16 protein-coding genes are annotated in these 20,768 nt (G+C 36.7%); 1 reads left to right on the plus strand and 15 read right to left on the minus strand.

The annotated features are described in order from the left end of the window. Window positions 1-508 precede the first annotated feature (508 nt). The 8 genes from hflC to HR057_RS05745 form a co-directional block, all read right to left on the minus strand. Entirely contained in the window at window positions 509-1,444 is a 936-nt protein-coding gene (gene hflC, locus HR057_RS05710; protein WP_173730475.1) for a protease modulator HflC, read from the minus strand. Continuing rightward, window positions 1,437-2,420, minus strand: a complete 984-nt coding sequence (gene hflK / locus HR057_RS05715; protein WP_173730476.1) for an FtsH protease activity modulator HflK — start codon at window positions 2,418-2,420, stop codon at window positions 1,437-1,439. Before hflK ends, hflC begins: the two co-directional genes overlap by 8 nt. A 251-nt stretch (window positions 2,421-2,671) precedes the next feature. Further along, entirely contained in the window at window positions 2,672-4,441 is a 1,770-nt protein-coding gene (gene pnpS / locus HR057_RS05720) for a two-component system histidine kinase PnpS (RefSeq protein WP_173730477.1), read from the minus strand. Continuing rightward, the gene (locus HR057_RS05725; protein ID WP_173730478.1) at window positions 4,434-5,153 is read right to left on the minus strand and encodes a response regulator transcription factor; all 720 of its coding nucleotides are present in this window, start codon (window positions 5,151-5,153) and stop codon (window positions 4,434-4,436) included. The genes pnpS and HR057_RS05725 overlap by 8 nt, the downstream gene beginning before the upstream one ends. Before the next feature lie 138 nt (window positions 5,154-5,291). Next, window positions 5,292-6,230, minus strand: a complete 939-nt coding sequence (gene mdh / locus HR057_RS05730; RefSeq protein WP_173730479.1) for a malate dehydrogenase — start codon at window positions 6,228-6,230, stop codon at window positions 5,292-5,294. A gap of 111 nt (window positions 6,231-6,341) precedes the next feature. Next, complete coding sequence (gene icd / locus HR057_RS05735) at window positions 6,342-7,613, minus strand: NADP-dependent isocitrate dehydrogenase (protein ID WP_173730480.1); 1,272 nt, start codon at window positions 7,611-7,613, stop codon at window positions 6,342-6,344. A gap of 122 nt (window positions 7,614-7,735) precedes the next feature. Beyond that, the gene (citZ, locus tag HR057_RS05740) at window positions 7,736-8,854 is read right to left on the minus strand and encodes a citrate synthase (RefSeq protein ID WP_173730481.1); all 1,119 of its coding nucleotides are present in this window, start codon (window positions 8,852-8,854) and stop codon (window positions 7,736-7,738) included. A gap of 186 nt (window positions 8,855-9,040) precedes the next feature. Beyond that, entirely contained in the window at window positions 9,041-9,505 is a 465-nt protein-coding gene (locus HR057_RS05745) for a DUF441 domain-containing protein (protein WP_173730482.1), read from the minus strand. A gap of 154 nt (window positions 9,506-9,659) precedes the next feature. Between HR057_RS05745 and ytvI the strand changes: the two genes are divergently transcribed. Next, window positions 9,660-10,778, plus strand: coding sequence for a sporulation integral membrane protein YtvI (ytvI, locus tag HR057_RS05750; protein WP_173730483.1), 1,119 nt, complete (start codon window positions 9,660-9,662; stop codon window positions 10,776-10,778). Between the two features lie 29 nt (window positions 10,779-10,807). Here the strand turns inward: ytvI and HR057_RS05755 are convergent, their stop codons facing one another. From HR057_RS05755 to dnaE, 7 genes are all read right to left on the minus strand, one after another. Beyond that, a complete protein-coding gene (locus tag HR057_RS05755) occupies window positions 10,808-11,197 on the minus strand; it encodes an FxsA family protein (RefSeq protein ID WP_230474365.1) in 390 nt (129 codons plus the stop codon). A gap of 15 nt (window positions 11,198-11,212) precedes the next feature. Further along, window positions 11,213-12,967: a pyruvate kinase gene (gene pyk / locus HR057_RS05760; protein ID WP_173730485.1), complete on the minus strand. Its 1,755-nt coding sequence runs from the start codon at window positions 12,965-12,967 to the stop codon at window positions 11,213-11,215. Window positions 12,968-12,993: 26 nt separating this feature from the next. Further along, window positions 12,994-13,953 carry a 6-phosphofructokinase gene (gene pfkA, locus HR057_RS05765; protein ID WP_173730486.1) on the minus strand — a complete coding sequence of 320 codons (960 nt, stop codon included), beginning with the start codon at window positions 13,951-13,953 and terminating at the stop codon, window positions 12,994-12,996. A gap of 137 nt (window positions 13,954-14,090) precedes the next feature. Then, window positions 14,091-15,068, minus strand: coding sequence for an acetyl-CoA carboxylase carboxyl transferase subunit alpha (gene accA / locus HR057_RS05770; RefSeq protein WP_173730487.1), 978 nt, complete (start codon window positions 15,066-15,068; stop codon window positions 14,091-14,093). 12 nt (window positions 15,069-15,080) lie between these two features. Beyond that, the gene (gene accD, locus HR057_RS05775; RefSeq protein ID WP_173730588.1) at window positions 15,081-15,878 is read right to left on the minus strand and encodes an acetyl-CoA carboxylase, carboxyltransferase subunit beta; all 798 of its coding nucleotides are present in this window, start codon (window positions 15,876-15,878) and stop codon (window positions 15,081-15,083) included. 117 nt (window positions 15,879-15,995) lie between these two features. Next, a complete protein-coding gene (locus HR057_RS05780) occupies window positions 15,996-17,234 on the minus strand; it encodes an NAD(P)-dependent malic enzyme (protein WP_173730488.1) in 1,239 nt (412 codons plus the stop codon). A gap of 135 nt (window positions 17,235-17,369) precedes the next feature. Next, entirely contained in the window at window positions 17,370-20,726 is a 3,357-nt protein-coding gene (dnaE, locus tag HR057_RS05785; protein WP_173730489.1) for a DNA polymerase III subunit alpha, read from the minus strand. Window positions 20,727-20,768: the final 42 nt, after the last annotated feature.

Below are 20,768 nucleotides of genomic sequence, written 5' to 3' on the forward strand. Positions count from 1 at the left end.
TAATTATCAATTGTTTTTCACGTTTTTGGCTTCCATTAAAACATTTTAAAGCTCTATAAATTGAGGTTTTATATATTTTTTATCTCTTCAATAAATTTTACCAAATCACAACATAAACTTCTCTTTTCTATCTAAAAATATTTAAACTTCATGTAAAAATCGTTTAAAAATGAATCATCCAATTCGATAAATTATTTTATTTGTATAAAAAATCAAAACTACAATCTCATTATATCAATTGAATGAGCAAAATATTTCCACCCAAAATAATAGAGTAATAGGATAGACAGTCAGTCAGTAAAAATCATTTACTATAAAAAGCTTCTTCTTTTTCTCTCTTACAAAGAATACAAAATTAAAACCCAAGAATGTTCGTACATTCTCGGGTTAAATTCTTTAATATCAGTTTAGACAGGGATGAAAGCAATCCCTTGCAACGTTTAATAAGTTAAGTAGGAAATTGGTCCGTACCTTTCACCTTTCCAATCACTCTACTGTAAAATATAACCTACTCCGTATAACCCATCAACATTTTTGCATATGGTGAATTTTCAGGAAGAATAATCACAGTTTCACCATCAATTGTCCGCTTATAAGATTCCAATGTTCGGTACAAATTATAAAAACTTGGGTCTTTACTGAACGCTTCATTATAAATTTGTGCTGCTGTTTGTTCTCCTTCAGCCCTTATTTTCTCTGCATCCGCTTCAGCTTTTGCCAGCAACTCTTTTACTTCGCGGTCTGTGTTTGCAATGATTCTATTTTTCTCAGCATCTCCCATTGATAAATATTCTTGTGCCTTCGTTTCCCGTTCGGAAATCATCCGTTTATACACAGATTCTTCGTTTTCCGCTGGCAGGTCGATCCTTTTCATGCGGATATCAGTGACGACGATTCCATAATTGTCTTTTTTCAGCAGTTCGTTGACCGTTTTTGTAACTGTTTCATTAAAGCTGCCGCGTTTTGATTTTTCTTCATTAATAATTTCATCATAATTCAATTGTCCAAGTTCTGTTCGAACAACAGAATAAATAAATTCACTCATTTTAGCTTCGGCATTTTCCAACGTACGAAGATTCGAAATCATTTTTTTCGGATCTTCAATTTTCCAAACGGCATAATTGTCAATGAGAATTCTTTTCTTATCTTTCGTATTGATTTCAGCCTGATCGACATTAAAAAACTGTTGATATTTCGGCAATGTAGAAACCGTTTGAATAAACGGAATTCTATAGTTTAAACCCGGTTCATCGATAATGCGAACAATTTCACCAAATTGGCGAATTACCTTATATTCGCCTTCTTTTACTATAAAAATATTTGTTAAAATTAATGCAATGATAATGAAAAACAAAAATATGCCAATCCCGATCCTCGAGTATTTTTTCCACTCAGTACTTTTATTTTTCAAATCTTCAAGATTTACAATTTTTTTATCACTCATTTTTACCACTCCTTTCCGAATCTTGTTGTTTCGGAGTTGGTACAACTTGGTTTCCTTCAAGAGGACGAATCGGCAAATATTTGATCGTTCCACCGTCATCGCTCATAATATAAACATCAGCATTTGGCAAAACTTGGTCTAATGTTTCAAGCACTAAACGTTTTCTCGTAATTTCAGGATGTTTTTTATATTCATTGTAAAGAGCATTAAAAACTGCCACATCTCCTTTGGCTTTTTCAATGCGGGCTGCCCGGTCACCTTCAGCTTTGGAAATGATCGCATCTTTTTCCCCTTCTGCCTCTTGTCTTCGTTTATTAGAATATTTATTTGCTTCGTTAATTTTCGTATTCATCATTTCCCTTGCATCCGTCACTTGTGTAAATGCTTTGCGGACTTCCTCATTTGGTAATTCTACATCTTGTAGCTTGACGGCAAGAATTGAAATACCAATATCATAATCTTCCATTAGCTTTGTCAAAAGGTCGCGGACATTTGCCTCCACTTCGGCTTTTCCAGAAGTAAGGACATCATCAATTTTTGAACTGCCGATTACACCTCTTAAAGAAGCAGATGTCGCATTATATAAGATGTTTTCAGGATCTTTAGCATTGTATAAAAATTTGCCAGGGTCTGTTATTTTCCATTGGACGACTAAATCGGCAAGTACGATATTTTCATCGCCTGTAATCATTTTTGTATCTTCAGGAAATTCCTCAACAACTTCCCCATTTTCCTCTCGATAACCAAACTGTAGACTGAACGTTTCTTTTGAAAGCTTTTTTACGTCCTGAATCGGCCACGGCATTTTAAAATGCAAACCAGGGTCAATAATTCCTTCATCAATTTTTCCAAATGTTAACAGGACTGCTTGTTCCGATTCATCGACGGTATACCAGCTTGTAAAACCAATAATTCCAAGTAAAATAATTAGAAAAAATAAACCGATCGACGTATAAATTTTTTTTAATGTAACCATAAACACATCCCCCTCCTTTTAGTTCTGTTACTCATAATACGTAAATTCGACCCATTTTGTTTCATTGCTTCTACTTCCATCATACAATATTTTTGAGGTAAAAACTTTTTTATATTTAAAAAGTTAAAAAAAGCTGTCAAAAGCGCTTTTGTACCTTTTGAACAGCTATACAAAAAGAGTGGTATTAGATGAAGGGGTTTTCTATTTAATCGTACCCATTATTTGTAAAGGAATGGTTATCAATATGTTAATCATTTGTTAATATGTTTTTTTGGCAAAATTACAGAAAAAGTTGTTCCTTCATTTATTTTACTTATAACTTCAATTTCCCCATGATGAGCATCAACAAGATGTTTCACAATCGCAAGCCCTAATCCTGTTCCTCCAGAATTTCTAGTTCTTGCTTTATCAACACGATAAAATCTTTCAAAAATCCTTGGAATTTCATCTTTTTCAATACCAATTCCAGTATCGGAAATATTTATTTTACAACGATCAACAAAATTGAAACAATTGATTTTAACCTTTCCATCTTTTGGTGTGTATTTTATCGCATTCGTAATAAGATTGATAAAAATTTGTTTTATGCGGTACAAATCACCTTCGACAATTATATCGTCTTCAACATTCTCCAACTGCAGCAAAACTTCTTTTTCTTTAGCCTTATTTTGAAGCATTACTGCAACGTCCTCTAGAACATGTTTTATGTTTACTTCTGTAATATTCAATGTAAAGCTTTCTTGCTCAATATTTGATAAATCTAATAGATCGTTGATTAAGCTTTGCAAGCGATCTGTTTCTTTTAAAATAATGTTTAAGAAATATTTCGCCATCTCTTTATCTTCCAAAGCACCATCTAAGAGTGTTTCTGAAAAGCCTTTAATAGATGTCATCGGTGTTTTTAATTCATGTGAAACATTAGCGACAAAGTCTTTTCTCATTTGCTCTAACTTTTTTAAGCCAGTAATATCATGGAAAACGAGGACGACTCCTCTCCATTCTTCCTTCTTTCCGATGATGGGTGCTCCATAAACTTCAAAATGGCGTCGACTTGTATGAAAAGAGACCATTAATTGTTTGCGGACAGCTTTTTCAGTAATAAATATTTCTTCAACTAATTCTATGATTTCTTTATGTTCAATTGCTTCATAATATAATTTAGCCATAAATTGGTCAATGTTAATTTTAAAAATATCTTTAAAATATCTATTCACTAAATTAATATAGCCTTTACCGTCAATTAAAATAAGTCCGCTACCCATGTTTTCAATAAGCGCCTTCAGCCGATCCTGCTGCATTTCTTGGGAACTTTTAAGTTTTTGCAAATTCCGGGCCAAATGATTAATAGATCGGGCAAGGATACCTGTTTCATCCGTGCGGTATTCATATGTACGAGCTTGATAATTTCCTTTGGCAAGCTCGTTTACAACTAATACTGCTGATTCGATCGGGTTCAAATGCTGTTTACTAATAATTGTTCCTACCAATAAAATTAAAAAGTAAGCTGCCACAAAATAAATCACGAGCAAAATGCTCATTTTTTCCTTCATTATTTGAAAAGGTTCTATTTGTTGAGAAAATATTAAATAACCATTATATTGATTGTCATTTTGAATCGGCATTACATAATGGATAATCCCCTTTTCTTCATCCATGACATGAACATCTTTAAATTTCGTTCTTTTTTGATCGATGATTTCCTCTAGTTGTGGAAATGTCTGGTAAAGCTTCTCCAATGAATATTGATCATTTCCCTTAGAATAGATGGTACCATTTGACAAAATCACCGTTATGTCTGTTTTCATACTTTTTTCAAGTCTTCGAAGCTTTTCCTTCATTTCAGAGATATCTTGATCTTTTATCATGAGTTCAACTAATGATGCTTCATTTTTGATCTTTTGTACATATGTATTGTTATGAAAATTTTCTAATACCTTAATTGTCATTATTCCAAGACCAGCGAAAATACTTCCTATTACTAATAAAACTGAAACTATTATTTTCGTACGAAGCTTATTCATTCCCTTTTGGGGCCTCCATCTTATATCCGAGACCTCTGATCGTTTTAATATAAGTTGGTTTTTTTGTATTTTTTTCAATTTTATCTCGTAAATGACTTATGTGGACATCAACAATTCGTGTATCCCCCACAAAATCATAATTCCAAACTGCGCTTAATAATTGGTCTCTTGTCATTACTCTTCCTTTATTTTGAGCAAGATATACTAGTAATTCAAACTCTTTCGGTGTTAATTCTAATTGTTGTCCTTCAAAAAATGCTTCATATTGTTCCGGCAAAATTTCCAAATCACCGATTTTCAATTTTTTTGAAGCATTGATGTCTAGAGCGGTATGTTCTTCTGTTATAACCGTTCTTCTTAAAATTGCTTTAATACGGGCAATCACTTCTCGAGGACTAAAAGGCTTTGTCATATAATCGTCGGCACCTAGTTCAAGTCCTAATACTTTATCAAATTCATCGTCTTTTGCTGTCAACATTAAAATAGGTATGAATACTTTTCTTTGCCGCAGTCTTTTACAAACCTCAATCCCATCCAATTTTGGGAGCATTAAATCTAAAATAACTAAATCAGGCGATTCTTCAATCGCAATTTTCAGCCCAGTTTCCCCATCCATCGCTGTTTTTACTCGAAAACCTGCTTGTTCCAAATTGTATCTCAACAATGTAACAATCGACTGTTCATCATCAACGACTAAAATCGTTTTTTGCATGAAACACTCTCCTCAAAATCTCAATGCATAAAATTATGTTCTAGTAATTATCATACTATGTTTTTTTCACAATCACAAAAAAAGCTCCTCGACAATGAGGAGCTTTTTTCACTTTATATTTGTAAAATTGAAAAGCTATTATTCTAACACTTTCATTACATTTAATACAGATTGTACAGATTTGTCTAAAGCAGCTTTTTCTTCTGGTGTCAATTCAAGTTCAATGATTTGTTCAATACCGTTACCACCAAGAATAGTTGGAACACCAAGATAAATTCCTTCATAACCATATTCGCCTTCAAGATAAGCAATAGCAGGTAATACACGTCGTTGATCTTTAAGAATAGCTTCAGCCATTTCAACAAGAGAAGCTGCAGGTGCATAATATGCGCTGCCATTGCCTAATAAATTAACAATTTCGCCACCGCCTGTACGAGTACGTTGTACAATCGCCTCTAACCGATCTGCAGGAATTAATTTTTCTAAAGGAATTCCTCCTGCGTATGAATAACGTACAAGTGGCACCATGTCATCACCATGTCCTCCTAATACGAAACCTGTGATGTCTTTAACAGACAAGTTCAATTCTTGAGCCACAAATGTTCTGAACCGTGCAGTATCCAGTACACCTGATTGGCCGATGACACGGTTTTTCGGGAAACCGGATTCTTTATAAACAGTATAAGTCATTGCATCTACTGGATTTGTTAAAACAATGATGTAGCAGTTAGGTGAATATTTTACAATTTCTTTTGTTACAGATTTCATAATTTGTGCATTTGTCGTAACAAGATCATCACGGCTCATCCCTGGTTTGCGGGCAAGACCTGCTGTGATGATGACTAAATCTGAGTCAGCTGTATCTTCATAGTTTGATGTACCAATAATATTTGAATCAAATCCTAGAACAGGAGAAGACTCCAACATATCAAGTGCTTTCCCTTTTGTAGGATTTTCTAATTGTGGAATATCAACTAATACGATGTCACCAAGCTCTTTCTGTGCAGCGATAAATGCTGCTGTTGCACCTGTAAAACCTGCTCCAATTATAGAAATTTTCTTCCGCTTCATTGTCATTTTCCAGTTCCCCCTATATATGTGATTTTAAGACTGGTCCAAGGGAATGGACCAGTCTCGAAGGACAAACCATTGAAGACTACCTATGAATTGACATTTCTATTTTTAAAATTAATCCATGTTTTTAATTAATTCATTACCAAATTCAGAGCACTTAACTTCTGTTGCACCTTCCATGAGGCGAGCAAAGTCATAAGTAACTACTTTGCTTTCAATTGTTTTTTCCATAGCTGTAATAACTAGTTTAGCAGCTTCATTCCATCCTAAGTGTTCAAGCATAAGAACACCAGAAAGAATTACAGAAGATGGGTTAACTTTGTCTAAGCCTGCATATTTTGGTGCAGTACCGTGTGTTGCTTCAAAAATTGCATGTCCAGTTTCATAGTTGATGTTAGCACCAGGAGCGATACCGATACCACCAACTTGTGCTGCAAGTGCATCAGAAATATAGTCTCCGTTTAAGTTCATTGTTGCAACAACATCGAACTCACGTGGACGTGTTAAAATTTGTTGTAAGAAAATATCTGCGATTGTGTCTTTAATAATAATTTTTCCAGCAGCTTCAGCATCAGCTTGAGCTTTGTTAGCAGCTTCTTTACCTTCAGTTTCTACGATGCGGTCATATTGAGCCCAAGTAAATACTTTATCGGCAAATTCTTCTTCAGCCACTTCATAACCCCAAATTTTGAACGCACCTTCTGTAAATTTCATGATATTACCTTTGTGAACAAGCGTAACGCTCTTACGATTGTTATCAATCGCATATTTAATAGCTGCACGAACTAAGCGCTTTGTACCTTCTTCTGAAACAGGTTTAATACCGATACCAGAAGTTTCTGGGAAGCGGATTTTCTTAACACCCATTTCGTTTTGTAAGAAATCAATAACTTTTTTAACTTCTGGAGTTCCTTTTGCCCACTCGATACCAGCATAAATGTCTTCAGTGTTTTCACGGAAAATAACCATATCAGTATCTTCAGGACGTTTCACAGGTGATGGAACGCCTTTGAAATAACGGACTGGACGCAAGCATGTGAAAAGATCCAATTCTTGACGGAGGGCAACGTTTAAAGAACGAATACCGCCACCAATTGGTGTTGTAAGAGGTCCTTTAATTGCAATTATGTATTCTCTGATTACATCAAGTGTTTCTTGAGGTAGCCATTCGCCAGTTTGGTTGAATGCTTTCTCACCAGCTAATACTTCTTTCCAAACGATTTTTCTTTCGCCTTTGTAAGCTTTTTCTACTGCTGCATCTAATACGCGAGACGCTGCTGCCCAAATATCTGGTCCAATACCGTCACCTTCAATGAACGGAATAATCGGATTGTTTGGTACATTTAATACCCCATTGTCTACAGTAATTTTTTGTCCTTGTGTCACTTTCCCTTACCTCCTAAACAATTTTAAACGGCCGATATTCTTTCTCTAAACACGGCCTTTTTTTCACAGCGAGAAGAGGGAAGTAATGATTCCCTCCTCCAACAAAATCTAGTATAAAATTTTTATGCACGGTTTTCAATCGGAATCCATTGTTGTTTTGTTGGGCCGACATAATCCGCGCGTGGGCGAATGAGGCGGTTATTGTCATATTGTTCTAAAATATGAGCTAACCATCCAGATGTACGGCTGATCGCAAAAATTGGTGTAAATAAGTCATGGTCGATGCCTAAGCTATGATAAACAGATGCTGAATAGAAATCAACATTTGGCGGTAAGTTTTTCGCAGCTCTAACAAGTCCTTCCATTTTTTCTGACATTTCATACCATTTTGGTTCGCCAGTAAGTGCTGTTAATTGCTTTGACATCTTTTTCAAATGTTTTGCACGAGGGTCGCCTTGACGATATACACGGTGGCCAAAGCCCATAATTTTTTGTTTATTAGCAAATGCATTTTCAACATATGCTTCTACATTTTCGATAGAACCAATTTCAGTAAGCATTTTCATTACTTGTTCATTTGCACCGCCGTGCAATGGTCCTTTTAATGCGCCGATTGCAGCAGTAATACCGGAATAAACATCTGAAAGAGTAGCTACACAGACGCGTGCTGTAAATGTTGAAGCATTAAGCTCATGATCAGCGTGTAAAACAAGAGCTTTATCGATAGCTTCTACAGCGATTTTATCTGGTTCTTCTCCATTAAGCATATATAAGAAATTTGCAGCAAAAGATAAGTCTTTACGTGGAGCAACTGGCTCTAATCCTTTGCGAATTCTTTGGAAAGCAGCTACGATTGTAGGCATTTTAGCTTGAAGACGAATCGCTTTACGATAATTTGCTTCTTTATCCATAACGTCAGCTTCTTCGTCAAATAATCCAAGCATAGAAACAGCTGTCCGCAAAGCAGCCATAGGATGAACTTTATTGATAGGATATGATCTAAAATGATCAATTAATTCTTGTGGGATGCTGGCATTTTCCGCAAGTTGTTGTTTTAATTCAGCTAATTCTTCTTTGTTTGGCAATTTAAAGTGCCATAAAAGATATACCACTTCTTCAAAGCTAGCATTTTCAGCCAAATCATCGATGCTGTACCCCACATAAGTTAATTGATCATCAATAATTGAGCTAACTTTAGATTGCGTGGCTACAACCCCTTCTAGACCACGAGTTACTGTCATAATACCCCTCTCCTTTACTAATAAAATTTTTACTAATAAATTCCCCAACCCAAAAGAATTTTTCTCTAAAAGAAAATGCTTTCATTTCTTTCTTGCGAAAAATGTCGGAAGGATAGACACAACACCATTATAAACAATTATCAGACTTTTGTGAATGCAATCTAAATAAAAAAATTGCGTAAAATACTAACTCGTTATTAATGTAAACAATTTTATGAGTAAATATGCAATTCCTGCGGCAATCAAAGGTCCAACGGCAATTCCTTGTAAAAATACTACAGCAAGAATCGTGCCAAGAACAAGCGCCGCCGTTAAATGGGGATCGTTGCTAAGAAGCCCGACTCCATACTTTGCAATTAGCGCAACAAAGATCCCTGAAAAAAGAGCAATCCACGCATATGCAGATTTCAATGAATCAAACAGCTCTTTAAAGCCAATATCTCCTGTTGCAATTGGTGTCAATACAGCAATAGTAATGACAATGACACCTAAGTTAATTCCTTTGGTTTGGAGAAAAGGAAATATTTTCCCATCCAATCCAATTAATTTAATTATTAAAAGCACTAAAATTGAAATAACTAGTGATTGGTTTTTACCGATGATACCTATCAGTAATAAAAGCAATAAAAATAAAACCGGATGTGAAATCATGGAGCCATCCTTCCTTTTTTTTCATAATAAATCGTAACATAATTGTCAAACTTTCGCCACACTCCATTTAACAGTCCATTTACTTTTTTACTTTCTTTCAAGTTTTATACATTGTAAAATATTACTAAGATAACAAAATGAAAGGGCGTTGCCATTGAATTCAACATATTTACATGCAACATTGAGGTTTTTGTTAGTACTTGCAATCGTCGTCATCACACCGATTGTCATTTACTACATCTCAACTGTTACGTATCCGTTCATCATTGCTTTCTTTATAGCTTTAATGATGAATCCTCTAGTCAACTTTTTAGAAGCGAAGACAAAAATGCCGAGAACTCTTGCTGTCATTATCGTAATGGTATTGATCATCGGAGGAGTTGCAGGACTGTTAACCTTATTAATCGCGGAAATTATCTCTGGTTCCAATTACTTAGCTAAAGTTGTTCCAAAACAATTCGAAAATCTTGTTGTCTATATCGAACAATATGTTACTGATCAAATCATACCATTTTATAATCAAATATTAATCTTATTTAATGATTTAGATGCAGGACAACAAGAAACAATTATAAAAAATATTCAAGATGTCGGTTCTGCTATTGCCTCTAAAGTAAGCGCTTGGATTGAAGCTGTTCTTCGAGCGATTCCTGATTTTCTTAGCGTATTGCCAAACATTGCTACTGTTCTAATCTTTTCTCTGTTGGCAACATTTTTCATTAGTAAAGACTGGTACCGCTTTAAAGCTTTTTTCAGCAAGATCTTTCCTAAAAAATTTCAAACGAGCGGAAGAACGGTTTATGATGATTTAAAAAAAGCGTTGGTCGGTTTTATAAAAGCCCAAGCAACGTTGATTTCGATTACAGCCATTATCGTTTTATTAGGTCTGCTTATCATACGTGTAGATTATGCCGTAACAATTGCATTAATTATCGGTATTGTCGATGTGCTTCCATATTTAGGTACTGGCGCCATCTTTGTTCCTTGGATTGTTTATTTAATCTTTGCGAATGATATTGCCTTAGCTATTAAGTTAGGCATTCTATACATCATTGTATTGGTCGTAAGACAAGTAATGGAGCCGCGTGTTTTGTCATCAAGCATCGGCCTCGATCCGTTGGCAACGCTGATCGCCTTGTTTGTCGGTTTTAAACTTTTCGGCTTTTTAGGTTTAATTATCGGACCTGTTGCATTAGTGCTATTTAATACGTTACACCATTCCAACGTCTTTTCAGATATATGGGCGTTCATAATTGGAAAAAAAGATGCGTAGTAAGCAGCAGCCTGCCTACTACGCCTTTTTTATCTTCGAAAAATATAAAACTGACCATTTTGCAACATTTTTTCAAGCCGTTTCTTAATTAATTTTTTAAAAAATTTACGGGTAATAGGGATTAATAAAAATAGTCCAAGGACGTCTGTGAGAAACCCTGGAAATAATAATAGAATTCCACCCAAAAGGATGCATAATCCATCTAAAATTGTTTCGCCAGGCAACCGTCCATACGCCATTTGTCTTTGTGCTTCCTGAAAGGCTTTTAAACCTTGATTTCTCGATAGTCCCGCTCCGATAAATCCAGTTGCAATCATAAGAATAATGGTAGGGATAATACCAATTGCACTCCCAGATACAATAATTACCCCAACTTCAAGTGCAGGTATAATAATTAACAAAGCTATTAATATAGGCAAAGTCATTTAACTCCTTTAAATTACACTTGCTAAACCGTTGTAAATATCTCCGCGGGCTGCATCGACTGTCACTTCTTGTCCATCTGTAAACAATGAAGTTGCATTTGGTACACCAACGATTACAGGAATGCCAAGACTTAGTCCAATGACGGCAGCATGGCTTGTTAATCCGCCTTCTTCTGTAATAATCGCTGCTGCTTTTTCAATTGCATCCATCATATCACGATCAGTGCCAATGGTTACAATAACCGCTCCATCTTTCATTTTTGTCTCTGCATCTTTGGCATTTTTAATAATAACAACTTCACCTGTTGCTGTTTTTCTGCCAATTCCTTGACCTTTCGCAATGATATCACCGATTATATGCACTTTCATTAAATTCGTAGTTCCCGGCGTGCCAACTGGAACACCTGCGGTTAAAATGACAAGGTCTCCATGGGAAACGAGCCCTGTTTCCAATGCATCTTGAACGGCATTATCAAGCATTTCATCAGTTGTTTTTGCAGGACGACCAACTTTTGTAAACACACCCCATAGGAGGGCTAATTTTCTTGAAATTTTATCGCTAGGTGTAACAGCGATAATCGGTGCTTTCGGACGGTATTTAGAAATACTTTGGGCAGTTGATCCGCTTTCTGTTGGTGTTATGATCGCATTAACATTTAAGTTCAATGCTGTATGGGCAACAGATTGACTGATAGCATCCGTGATGGTTACTTCACTTTCTTTGCGGCGATTTGTTAATAAATCATGATAAGATAAAGCTGTTTCTGCTTTATAAGCAATTCGGTCCATCGTCCGGACTGCTTCAACCGGATATTGTCCAGCTGCCGTTTCACCCGATAACATAATGGCATCCGTTCCATCAAAAATGGCATTGGCAACATCGCTTGCTTCCGCACGTGTTGGGCGTGGATTTCTTTGCATAGAATCAAGCATTTGTGTAGCTGTAATAACTGGCTTTCCGGCAGTATTGCATTTTTTAATCAACATCTTTTGTACGAGAGGCACTTCTTCCGCAGGAATTTCAACACCTAAATCCCCCCGCGCAACCATCAGTCCATCTGATACCGCTAAAATTTCGTCAATATTTTCAACACCTTGCTGGTTTTCAATTTTTGGAATGATTTGAATCGAAGCGCCGTTGTTTTTTTCCAACAGCTCACGAATGGCGAGCACATCTTGGGCTTTTCGAACAAATGAAGCTGCAATAAAATCAACGTTTTGTTCAATTCCAAATAAAATATCTTGGGCATCTTTCTCTGTCATCGCAGGAAGATTAATGACAACATTCGGCACATTGACACCTTTTCTATTTTTTAAGACACCGCTATTTAAAATTTTTGCTCTTATTTCATTGTTTTCTTTATGTAAAACTTCCAGCTCAATTAAACCATCATCAAGCAAAATTTTCGAACCCTTGTCAACATCATTAATTAATCCAGAGTATGTAACAGAGATTTTTTCTGGTGTACCGACAACTTCTGTCATTGATATTGATATTTCTTTGCCGGCTTCAAGAAAAATTTCTCCGCCCTCCATCGTATGTGTACGAATTTCCGGTCCCTTCGTATCTAAAAGAATAGCAACTGTTTTTCCTAATTTATGGGCAGCTTCACGGATATTTCGAATCCTCATTCCATGTTCCTCATAATTACCATGGGAAAAATTGAGGCGTGCAACATTCATTCCAGCTTTCATTAACTCCATTAAAGTTTCAACTGATTCACTTGCTGGCCCAATCGTACAAACAATTTTCGTTTTTCTCATTTTGTCAGGCCTCCTAATTATTAAACTTAAATTGATAACTCTTGGGAAAGTTTATACATTTCTTCATCAATTTTATGGGGTTTGTCTAAGACCTCTAAAATATCGTGGTCAACAATTTTATTTTGTTGAATTCCAACCATCCTGCCAGCTTTTCCTTCTAGCAGCAATTCAACTGCTCTTGCCCCAAGGCGGCTTGCTAGCATGCGATCAAATGCAGTCGGTGTTCCACCTCTTTGTATATAACCAAGGACTGTAGCCCGTGTTTCTAATTTTGTTGCTTCTTGTATTTTTTTACTAAACTCTATGCCGCTGCCAACCCCTTCAGCAACAATAATAATACTATGTTTTTTGCCACGTTCATGACCACGTAAAATTCTTTTTACAATTTCGTCCATATCATAATCAACTTCAGGGATGATAATTGATTCCGCTCCTCCTGCAAGACCAGCCCATAAAGCGATATCTCCGGCATTTCTGCCCATCGTTTCAATCACGTATGTTCTTTCATGAGAAGTTGCAGTGTCACGAATTTTGTCGATCGCATCTAAAACTGTATTCAGGGCTGTGTTAAAGCCGATCGTGAAGTCTGTGCCAGGTATATCATTATCGATCGTTCCAGGAACGCCAATACAAGGAAAGCCTTTTTGTGTTAGGGCGGCAGCACCACGGAAAGATCCATCTCCTCCTATTACGACAAGCCCTTCGATTCCATATCTTTTCATTTGCTCAATCGCTTTTTGCTGCCCTTCTTCTGCTTTAAATTCATTACATCTTGCAGTGTACAAAATCGTTCCACCACGATGGATAATATCACCTACAGAGCCAAGCTCTAGTTTCCTCATATCTCCGGCAATTAATCCTGCATATCCATAATTAATTCCGTAAACTTCCAACTCATGATATATCGCTTTTCTTACAACAGCACGAATGGCTGCATTCATGCCAGGCGAATCTCCGCCGCTTGTTAATACACCGATTTTTTTCATTAAGGTCACCTCTTTTTTGTCTATATATATAATTTATCCGATTGATATTGATTGTAAAGTCTGTTGTGACCATCAATTCGTTACCTTTCGTATAAGAAAACGTGCTTTCGTCTATTTGAAAGCACGTTTACAGCCGATTATTTTGCCCCTATAAATTGGTCATTAAACGAAATTCGACCAATATTCTTATACTTCTCATATCGAGTTTCAACAAGCGTATTTTTATCTAGTTTCATCAAATTTTGCAATGATTCGTTGATCACTTTGTCGATTTCTTCTGCTTGTTTGACGACATCACGATGGGCACCGCCTCTGATTTCAGGAATAATAGTATCAATAATCCCAAGTTCTTTTAAATCAGGGGCAGTAATTCTCATTGATTCAGCAGCTCGTTTTGCCTGTGTTGCATCACGCCAAAGAATAGAAGCCGCTCCTTCTGGAGAAATAACGGAATATGTAGAGTTTTCCAACATATGAATATGATTGCCTACTCCGATTCCTAAAGCTCCACCACTTCCTCCTTCTCCAATTACAATACTGATTATTGGAACAGTAAGACCAGCCATTTCAAATAAATTTCTTGCGATCGCTTCACTTTGGCCTCTTTCCTCAGCAGCTTTTCCAGGGTAAGCCCCTTTTGTATCAATAAATGTAATAATTGGACGGTTAAATTTTTCCGCTTGTTTCATTAACCGCAAAGCTTTTCTGTAACCTTCCGGATGGGGCATGCCGAAATTACGACGAATATTTTCTTTCGTATCTTTCCCACGCTGATGCCCTATAACGGTTACAGGAATACCTCGGTATTTCGCAATGCCGCCAACAATTGCTTCGTCATCGCCATAACAACGATCCCCGTGCAATTCAATAAAATCTGTAAAAAGGTGTTCAATATAGTCAAGAGTCGTTGGTCTGTTTGGATGGCGGGCAATTTGTACACGATCCCAAGGCTTTAAATTGCCATAGACTTCTTGTTCCACTACTTCCAATCTTTTTTCTAATTTAGCAATCTCATCAGAGAGATCGATATCTTTATCTTCCATAAATTTTTTTAGTTCGGTAATTTTCTTTCGCAGTTCAATTACCGGACGTTCAAATTCCATTTCTCCTGCCAATCAGAACACCACCTAGTCAATTTTAAATTGATGAATGTCGAGGACCGTTCTCAATGTTTCTTTTAATTCTGACCGTTTGATGACCTTGTCTAATTGGCCACGTTTTAACAGAAACTCAGCCGTTTGGAAGTCTTCAGGAAGCTCTTCGCGGATCGTTTGCTCAATGATCCTTCTGCCTGCAAATCCGATTAATGCGCCTGGTTCTGCGAAATTATAATCGCCCAGTGAAGCAAAACTTGCAGATACCCCTCCTGTTGTCGGGTGTGTCATCACTGATATAATCAAGCCGCCGCTGTTGCTAAATGCTTTCAAAGCAGCACTCGTTTTCGCCATTTGCATTAAACTTAATACACCTTCTTGCATTCGCGCTCCACCGGAGGCAGTGAAAATGATGAAGGGAACTTTTCGCTCCATTGCTCTTTCAATAGCACGTGTAATTTTTTCTCCAACAACAGATCCCATGCTGCCCATACGGAAGTTTGAATCCATAACGGCGATGACTGCTTCAAAACCGTCAATTTTCCCTATACCTGTAACAACCGCTTCGTTTAAACCGGTTTTTAACCGGTCTTGTTCGAGCTTTTCTAGGTACCCAGGAAAGTTTAATGGATTTTCTGACACCATCTCTGCATCAAATTCTACAAAAGTTCCTTCATCAATTAAACTTTCAATCCGGTCACGGGAATTCATTGGAAAATGGTACTCGCATGTTGGACATACCATTAAACTTTTCTTTAATTCTTTTGTATACATAATTTTTTTGCATTCCGGACATTTCGTCATAATTCCTTCTGGAACATCTTGCATCATTTGTTCAGTAGGAATCGAGGCATATTTTTTCTTCTTTTTTCCAAATAAATCCTTGATATGCAACCAAATCCCCCCTTACAGCCTCCATTATAAAGGAAAAACGCGAATACAAGCAGCTTAATTTTGTCCGATGGCAGCTAGTCTTCTTGTTTTTTCTCTAATTTCTTCCGGATCAACGATTTTTCTTGCTACACCTGTTTCGATTGCTGCTTTTGCTACTGCACTAGCTACGGCAGGGGCTACTCTTGGATCAAAAGGAGCTGGGATGACATAGTCCGGTGAAAGTTCATCATCTGAAATCAAGTTTGCAATAGCATGAACAGCCGCCACTTTCATTTCTTCATTAATGTGAGTGGCATGTGTATCCAAGGCTCCTCTGAAGATACCTGGAAACGCCAATACATTGTTAACTTGATTTGGGAAATCAGAACGTCCTGTTCCAATCACTTTGGCACCATATTGTTTCGCAACATCCGGCATGATTTCCGGTATTGGATTTGCCATTGCAAAAATGATTGGATCTTCATTCATTGATTGAACCATTTCAGGAGTTAAAGCTCCTTCAACTGATACACCAATAAACACATCCGCACCCCGGATCACATCCGCTAATGTTCCTTCAATTTTCTCCAAATTTGTCATTTTCGCAACTTGCTCTTTTATTTCATTCATGCCGTACGTACGACCTTCAAAAATTGCACCTTTTGTATCGCACATAATCGCGTTTCTTACACCAAAATGATATAAAAGTTTAACAATTGCAATCCCGGCTGCACCTGCTCCATTTAATACTACTTTAATATCTGAAATTGATTTACCAACGAGCTTCAATGCATTTAATAAACCAGCAACCGTTACAATTGCAGTTCCATGTTGGTCATCATGAAAAACAGGAATATTTGCTTCTTTTTTTAGTCTTTCCTCAATTATAAAGCAGTTTGGAGCAGCGATATCTTCTAAATTGACGCCGCCAAAAGTTGGCTCCAACAATTTGACAGTTTCAACAATTTTGTCAATATCGGTTGTTTTTAAGCAAATCGGAAAAGCGTCAACACCAGCAAAGCTTTTAAATAAAACAGCTTTTCCTTCCATAACCGGCATCGCTGCTTCAGGTCCGATATTGCCTAAACCTAGTACAGCCGTACCATCTGATACTACTGCTACCATATTACCCTTCATTGTATATTCATAAACTTTATTTTTATCTTCATAAATAACTTTACAAGGCTCTGCAACCCCTGGTGAATAAGCTAAGCTTAAATCATAGGCATTGAGTACTTGAACCTTTGATTTTATTTCCAATTTACCTTTGTTTACTCGATGAATATGCAGTGCTTCCTCCCGTAGAACGGACATCCCTTTCACTCCTTTAAGTATTCCGATAAAAATTATGACCTAGTCTTAAACATTAGTTCTAAACTCTTTTATTATATCAAAAGTGAAATTCATGTAAAGATGCTATATTTTTTTACCTTTTTTTTATTTCTCCAATTATTTTTTTATTACAACATTTTTCGACCCTAAGACGATCTTTAATTTTTTCAGACATTCATCTGACAATTTTACAGACCATTCCTTTGGCAATAACACTGTTTTTTGTTCCTCTGCATAATAAATTAATACATCCGTTGTTCCAGGATATTGTTTTAATATATTTTTTATTTGGTATAATTTCCCTGACTCTTGTTGATTTTTGTCAACTTTTAAATATAACTTTTCAAAAGCATGTTCTTTAATGTCGGTAATTGATATTACTTCCTGTACAATCAATTGCACCTTTTGTTCCCTTTCATCTACCTTGCCATTGACTAATAGTATTTCTCCTTTTTGAAGCAAGTGTGCATATTTTTGGAATACAGCGGGGAATATAACAGCTTCAATCCCTCCTGTTTCATCACTTAAAACTAGAAAGGCCATTTGGTCCCCTTTTTTTGTTTTAATTACCTTGACCTCTTCAAGCAAAGCTCCGAAATAGACATTTGTGCCAAATTCCGTTTTTATATTCGCAGCTTTTCTTGCATTCATGCGGGTTAATAAATGATGGTAAGGTTCAATCGGATGATTGGATAAATAAAAACCGAGCACTTCTTTTTCAAACTGCAATTTAACTTCTGTTGTGAACGGATCTATCTGCATATATTGTGGTTTTGGAACGATGTCATCCGATAAATAAAAACCACCCTCTTCTTCTTTTGCTAGTTCAGCATATTCGATTGCCCGGTCTACACTTGCCAAGAGTACAGCTCTGTCTTTCCCAAATTCATCAAAGCTTCCTGACAGAATGAGCGATTCAATAACACGTCTGTTTACTACACGCAATTGAACCCTTGCACAAAAGTCAAATAAATCTTTAAATGGACCATTTTGCTTGCGCTCATGAACAATTTCTTTTAATGCTTGAATACCGACATTTTTAATCGAGCTTAAACTAAATCTTATTTTTCCATCTTCTACTGTAAAAGTCACACCGCTATTGTTAATGGATGGAGGCAAGATTTTAATTTGTTTTTGCTTCGCTTCACCGATGTATTGGGCAATTTTTTCTTCATTACCGATGACGCTTGAGAGAAGCGCAGACATAAAATAAAGCGGATAATTAGCCTTTAAGTAAGCAAGCCAATAAGCGATCAAACTATATGCAACAGCATGGCTTCGGTTAAAGCCATAGTTTGCGAAACGAACGATCAGGTCATACACTTTTTTCGCAACATTTTCATCATACCCGTTGGCAAGGCAGCCTTTAATAAAATGATCTCGCTCTTTTTCTAAAATTTCCCTTTTCTTTTTACTTACAGCACGCCGCAAGAGATCCGCTTCTCCTAGTGAAAAACGAGCCATCTTTGAAGCAATTTGCATAATTTGTTCTTGATAAACAATAACCCCATATGTCGGCTCTAATATTTCTTTTAAATCCGGGTGAGGATAAGAGATCTTTTGTCTTCCATGCTTTCTAGCAATGAAAGTTGGGATATTTTCCATAGGGCCTGGACGATACAATGCATTGACCGCTGCAACGTCTTCTAAATTCGTTGGCTTAAGTTGCCTAAGTACGTTTCTCATTCCGGCAGACTCGAGTTGGAAAACTCCTGTCGTATCTCCGTCACCTAACAAGGCAAATGTCTTTTCATCATTCATCGGAATTTCGTTAAGATTAATCGTTTGATTTAATTCTTTTTGAATGAGCTCTAGGATGTTCTCTATTAAAGTCAAGTTTCTTAATCCTAGAAAGTCAAATTTTAAGAAACCAATTTCTTCGAGAATATCCATCGGATACTGGGTTAAATTAATCCCTTCATGACCTTGCTGCAAAGGAATAAAATTTGACAGCGGCAAATCGCTAATAACGACACCAGCTGCATGTGTGGAAGTATGGCGCGGCAGCCCTTCTATTTTTAAAGCGATTGAAAAAACTTTTCTTGCATCTTTATTCTGTTTAAGCTCCGCCTGAAGAGCTGTCGATTCCTTGATAGCCTCTTTTAAAGTAATGCCAGTTCGTGCCGGAATAAGTCTTGTATACTGATCAATCTCTGGTGATGGCACACCCAGTACTCTGCCAACGTCTCGAATAGATGCACGTGCTCCCAACGTTCCAAACGTAATAATTTCAGCAACATGTTCAATTCCATATTTTTTAGAAACATATTGAATCATTTCATCACGGCGATGGTCTGGAAAATCGATATCAATATCTGGCATCGAAACTCGCTCTGGATTTAAAAATCTTTCAAACAATAAATTGTATTTCAATGGATCGACGTTTGTAATTCCAAGGACATAACTAACTAAAGACCCCGCTGCCGATCCCCTCCCTGGACCAGTTAAAATTTTATTTTTATGAGCGTAATTCATAAAATCCCATACAATTAAAAAATAATCGCTGAAATTCATTTTTCGAATAACAGCAAGTTCATAATTTAAGCGGTTGATCGCTTCCTCGGGCACCTCACCTTTATACCTTTTGGAAAGCCCTTTGAAACATAGACTTTTTAAATATTGATCGCTGGTGATGCCGCTTGGTAACGGGAACTTCGGTAACATCTTCTCACCGAGAGAGATCGTCACTTCACATTCATTTGCAATTTTCACTGTATTGGCAAGTGCCTCAGGAAGATGGCTAAATTGCTGAAAAATCGTATTTTCATCTTTGAAATAGTGCTCCCATCGAAACATACTGAAATCGGATTCGGATAATTTTGTTCCATCCTTAATACATTTCAAACACTCATGAATCATCGCATCATCCTGTTTTAAATAGTGAACCGGATTTGTAACAACAGCCGGAAAATTATTTTCTTGGCAAAATTGGATAACACGACTGTTCAAGAGTTCATCATGCTGTGTCCGACTGGGCTCTATCGCTATATAAAAATTGCCAGGAAACAATTGTGCATACTTTTCATAAATTTGTACCACCTCATGAAAAGGGTGGTACAATAAACTATTGTTAATTTCTCCTAAAGCTGGGGAAATGGCAATTAAATGATTGGCATAAAGAGCAACGACATTGAGCGGAACACCGTTTGGATAATCGGTTTGGACAAATGTTGTAAGCTTCAATAAATTGCGGTAGCCATCATTATTTTTTGCCAGAAGTAAAAGCGGGAAACTCTTTTCTTGATTGTCTTGTTCCGAAGTGGATTCAATCGAGAGAATGATCCCGATGATCGGTTTGATCTTGTGTGCCTTGCACGCTTTGTAAAAAGGAACAACTCCGTACATGGCATTTTCATCAGTAAGCGCCAATGCTGAATAGCCCAATTCGGAAGCAGACTTGACAAGTTCCTCTATCGTTAACGTACTATTCAACAAGCTATACGAACTATGGACATGAAGATGGACAAACTTCATTATTCTCACACCTTTTAGCCTTGTAAGACACTTCTATATAAT

The sequence above is a fragment of the Calidifontibacillus erzurumensis genome, assembly GCF_013303125.1.
In the GTDB taxonomy this organism is placed as follows: Bacteria; Bacillota; Bacilli; order Bacillales; family Bacillaceae_J; genus Calidifontibacillus; species Calidifontibacillus erzurumensis.